Consider the following 4277-nt stretch of genomic DNA (forward strand, 5'->3'; position numbering starts at 1 on the left):
CCGTCCAGGCGGCAGGGCTTCAGGGCCTCAACGAGGGCCAGAAGGTCAGCTACGAGGTCTCGATGGAGCGCGGCAAGCCCGCCGCCACCAATCTCCGCGCCGCCTGAGCCGGCGCGCCGCCGTCCGGGGCCGCCAGCCGCAAGGCTGCGGCCCCTTTTCGCATCCGCCCGTCCCGGGCCAGGCTTGCGCCATGTTCGACCTCGCCGCACTCGAAGCCGCAGCCGCCCTCGTGCACGCCCACATGCCCCCGACGCCCCAGTATGCGTGGCCCCTGCTCGCCGCGCGGGTCGGCTGCGAGGTCTGGGTCAAGCACGAGAACCACACGCCGACCGGCGCGTTCAAGGTGCGCGGCGGGCTGGTCTTCATGGCACGGCTCGCCCGCGAGGATCCGGGCTGCCCGGGCATCGTCAGCGCGACGCGCGGTAACCACGGGCAGTCGCTCGCCTTCGCCGGGGCGCGCTTCGGCATCCCCGTCACGATCGTCGTGCCGCACGGCAACTCGGTGGAGAAGAACGCGGCGATGCGCGGCTTCGGCGCCACCCTGGTCGAGCACGGGCGCGACTTCGACGAGGCGCGCGAGCATGCCGAGGCCCTGGCGCGGGACCGGCATCTGTCGTTCGCGCCCTCCTTCGCGCCCGATCTGGTGAAGGGGGTTGCCACCTATGCGCTCGAACTCTTCCGCGCCGCACCGCCGCTCGATGCGGTCTATGTGCCGATCGGGCTCGGTTCGGGGATCTGCGGGCTCATCATGGCGCGCGACCTTCTGGGGCTCACGACCGAGATTGTCGGCGTGCAGAGCACCGCGGCGAACGCCTATGCGCTGTCGCTGGCGGCCGGACGCGTCGTGCCGACGAGCCGCGCCGAGACGCGTGCCGACGGCATGGCGACGCGCATACCCGACCCGCAGGCGTTCGAGATCATCCGCCGCGGTGCCGCGCGCATCGTCCAAGTCACCGATGACGAGGTGGCGGAGGCCATCCGCAGCTACTGGACCGACACGCACAATCTGGCGGAAGGCGCCGGCGCCGCATCGCTCGCCGCCCTGATGCAGGAGCGGGATCGCATGCGCGGCAAGCGCGCCGGCGTGATCCTGTGCGGCGGCAACATCGACCTCGCGCTGTTCCGCGCCTGGGTTCTGGCAGGCGCCGCATGACCGCACTCGTGATCCGCGATGTCCGGCCGATGGGCGGTGCGCCGGCGGACATCCTGATCGAGGCGGGGAGAATCACCGCGATCGGCCCCGGCCTTGCCGCGCCCGCAGGCGCCGCGGTCGAGGGCGGCGCCGGCGCGCTCGCCCTGCCGGGCCTGATCGAAGGCCATGCGCATATCGACAAGACGCTCTGGGGCATGGCCTGGGTGCCGAACGATGTCGGCCCCTCGATCCAGGAGAAGATCGACAACGAACGCCGCTTCCGCGCCGCGACCGGCCACGACGCGCGCGTCCAGTCCGAGCGCATCGCGCGGGAATATCTCGCCAACGGCACCACGCGCATCCGCACCTTCGTCGACATCGACACCGAGGCCGGGCTGAAGCATCTGCACGCGGTGCTGGCGACCCGCGCGGCGCTCGCCGATCTGATCGGGATGCAGATCGTCGCCTTCCCGCAGTCCGGGCTGCTGGTGCGCCCCGGCACGGACCGGCTGCTCGACGCGGCGATGGCGGCGGGGGCCGACATCGTCGGCGGGCTCGATCCCTGCGCGATCGACCGCGATCCGGTGCGCCACCTCGACGTGATCTTCGGCCTGGCCCAGAAGCATGGCCGGGGCGTCGACATCCACCTGCACGAGCCTGGCGAGATGGGCGCCTTCTCGCTCGATCTGATCTTGGAACGAACGGCCGCGCTCGGCATGCGCAACGCCGTGGTGGTGAGCCACGGCTTCTGCCTGGGCCAGATCGGCGAGCGCGAGCGCGACGCCCTGCTCGCGCGCATGGCACGGTGGGGAGTGGCGATCGCGACCACCGCGCCGCCCTCGCGCCCGGTGCCGCCGGTGGCCGCCTGCCGCGCCGCCGGCGTGGCGATCTTCGGCGGCTGCGACGGCATCCGCGACACCTGGAGCCCCTATGGCCGGCCGGACATGCTGGAGCGCGCGATGCTGATCGGGCTCCGCAACAACTTCCGCCGCGACGAGGAGATCGGCTGGGCGTTCGACTGCGTCACGGCCGAGGCCGCGCGCGGCTGCGGCTTTGCGGATCACGGCCTCGCCCCGGGCATGCGCGGTGACGTGGTGCTGGTGCGGGCGGAGACGGTCGCCGAGGCGGTGGTCACGCGCCCGCCGCGCCGCCTGGTGGTGAGCGCCGGGCGCGTGGTCGCGCGCGACGGCGCGAGAGCCTGATACCCTCCGCGCAAAGGCTCGACCTTTGTGCGGAGGGTATCGCGCGCGGGGCTGGTGGGGCGGCCGCGCGCGAACATGACCCCATACCAGCCCGCCGAAGGTCAAACCTTCGGCGGGCTGGTATGACGCTATCGGACGCGCGCGTGGCGCGCCCGCGCGCCACGCTCGATCGCCGCGGCCGCCAGCCGGTCCACATCGAGCCGATGGCGGATCAGTTCGAGCACGCGCAGCTCCTCCTGCGTGGCCGCGGCGTCGGCGGCGGCGATCTCCACCGCGAAGGCATAGGCCGTCTCGCGCAGGGCGTGCGGCAGGGCGGCGCGCATCAGGTCGAACGCCCTCTCCAGCCCCTCCTCCTGGTCGAGCACGGCGATGCAGCGGTCGGTCACCTTGGGCAGGCGGGCGGGCTCGAAACCGTCGAAGGCGGGCGCCTGGGTGACGATGCGGCCCATCGCCTTGAGCTCGTTGTCGGTCATGTTCCGGTCCGCGGCCGAGACCAGCACCATGGCGAAGACCAGCGCCTCCTGCGGCGTGAGCGGCGAGCGTGTCGGCATCCCTGTTCTCCTCGACGACGTGGCGGGCACCCTGGCACCTGCGCCGGCGGCGTCAACCGCTGCGGGCGAGGAAGGCGCGGATCGCGGCCGCGACCTCGGCGAGTCCGGCGCGCCGTACCGCGACACCCTCGGGCAGCCCGGCGAGCAGGCGCGAGGGCGCCCTGGCGTCGAGCAGCACGAAGCAGCCGCGATCCCCGGCTGTGCGGATCAGCCTGCCGAAGGCCTGGCGCAGGCGCGCGCGCACGATGCGGTCGTCGATCTCGCCCGGCCGCGCGCCGCCGAAGCGCGCCCGCCGCGCGCGGTGCAGGATGGTCGGACGCGGCCAGGGCACGCGGTCGAACACGATCAGGCGCAAGCTGCGCCCCGGCACATCGACGCCGTCGCGCATCGCATCCGTCCCCAGGAGGCAGGCATCCTCCTCGGCGCGGAACACGTCGACCAGCGTCGCATTGTCCATCGCATCGACGTGCTGGGCGAGCAGGGTGATGCCGGCGGCCTCCAGCGGCGCGACGATGCGCCTGTGCACCTCCCGCAGCCGCGCGATCGCCGTGAAGAGCCCGAGCGCGCCGCCGCCCGCGGCCTCGAACAGCACCCGGTAGGCCGCCGCCACCTGCGCGGCGTCGTCGCGCGCGACATCCGTGACGACGAAGGCGCGTGTCGCGGCGGCATAGTCGAAGGGCGAGGGCACGGCGGCGCGCAGCGCGGGTGCCAGCAGGTGGATCGCGCCCGTGGCCTCCTCCGCGGCATGCCAGCGCGCCTCCTCGTCGCCCGCCGAATCGCGCAGGGTGGCGGAGGTGACCAGCATGCCGTGCGCGGGCTCGGCGACCACGCGCGCGAACGGCACGGTCGGATCGACCCAGTGCCGGCGCATCCCGACATCGACCTCGTGGCCGGCACGGCGCGCGATCTCGAACCAGTCGACGAAGGTCTCGCCGGGGCCGCCCGTCTCGGTCGTGTCGGCCGCGACCGCGCGCGCCATCGCGCGCCAGGCGCCGAGCGGATCGAGCGCGCGGCGCGCAAGGCTGCGGCAGAGGCTCTCGATGCGCTGCCGTGATGCGCTCTCCAGCGTGTCCGCCTCGTCGTCGAGCCGCGCCATCAGCCCCTCGCGCAGTTCCCTGAGCGGCGTCTCGATGCGGGCGAGCGCCGCGTCCAGCCGCTCGGCCGCCGCGGCGAGACCCGGCAGCATCGGCCGCACCTCGGTCTCGCGCGTCGCCTGGTCGGAGTCGCGCGAACGCGCCAGCACCTGTTCGCGCACCAGCCGCAGGAACGCCTCGGCCGGGTTCTCCGCCCCCGCCTCCAGGCCGCCGAGCTCCGGCCGCACCGGCTCGGCGAGACGCGCCAGCCAGCCCTGGTCGGGCAGCGCCCGCGCCGCCTCGACCGCCGCGGCGAGGG

The 4277-nt window shown here is 74.0% G+C and carries 5 protein-coding genes; 3 read left to right on the top strand and 2 right to left on the bottom strand.

Going from position 1 to position 4277, the window contains the following annotated elements; genetic code table 11:
- The 3 genes from FK498_RS17605 to FK498_RS17615 all read left to right on the top strand — a co-directional run.
- On the top strand, positions 1-107 hold a 107-nt coding region (locus tag FK498_RS17605), incomplete at its 5' end, for a cold-shock protein (protein WP_141856871.1).
- Positions 108-190: 83 nt separating this feature from the next.
- Entirely contained in the window at positions 191-1153 is a 963-nt protein-coding gene (locus FK498_RS17610; RefSeq protein ID WP_141856873.1) for a threonine dehydratase, read from the top strand.
- On the top strand, positions 1150-2334 hold the full coding sequence (locus FK498_RS17615; protein ID WP_141856875.1) for an amidohydrolase family protein: 1185 nt from the start codon (positions 1150-1152) through the stop codon (positions 2332-2334). Before FK498_RS17610 ends, FK498_RS17615 begins: the two co-directional genes overlap by 4 nt.
- Positions 2335-2462: 128 nt before the next feature.
- Here FK498_RS17615 and FK498_RS17620 read toward each other — a convergent pair whose 3' ends face one another.
- Positions 2463-2885, bottom strand: a complete 423-nt coding sequence (locus FK498_RS17620; protein ID WP_141856877.1) for a tellurite resistance TerB family protein — start codon at positions 2883-2885, stop codon at positions 2463-2465.
- A 52-nt stretch (positions 2886-2937) separates the two neighbouring features.
- Positions 2938-4277, bottom strand: a 1340-nt coding sequence (locus FK498_RS17625; RefSeq protein ID WP_304598724.1) for a helicase C-terminal domain-containing protein, incomplete at its 5' end; no start/stop codon positions are given.

The sequence above is a fragment of the Elioraea sp. Yellowstone genome (assembly GCF_006704265.1).
Lineage (GTDB): Bacteria > Pseudomonadota > Alphaproteobacteria > Acetobacterales > Acetobacteraceae > Elioraea.

Excerpts from the sequence above, each read along its gene's own strand:
- FK498_RS17610 (WP_141856873.1), top strand. The coding sequence starts at position 191 with ATGTTCGACCTCGCCGCACTCGAAGCCGCAGCCGCCCTCGTGCACGCC.
- FK498_RS17615 (WP_141856875.1), top strand. The coding sequence starts at position 1,150 with ATGACCGCACTCGTGATCCGCGATGTCCGGCCGATGGGCGGTGCGCCG.
- FK498_RS17620 (WP_141856877.1), bottom strand. The coding sequence starts at position 2,885 with ATGCCGACACGCTCGCCGCTCACGCCGCAGGAGGCGCTGGTCTTCGCC.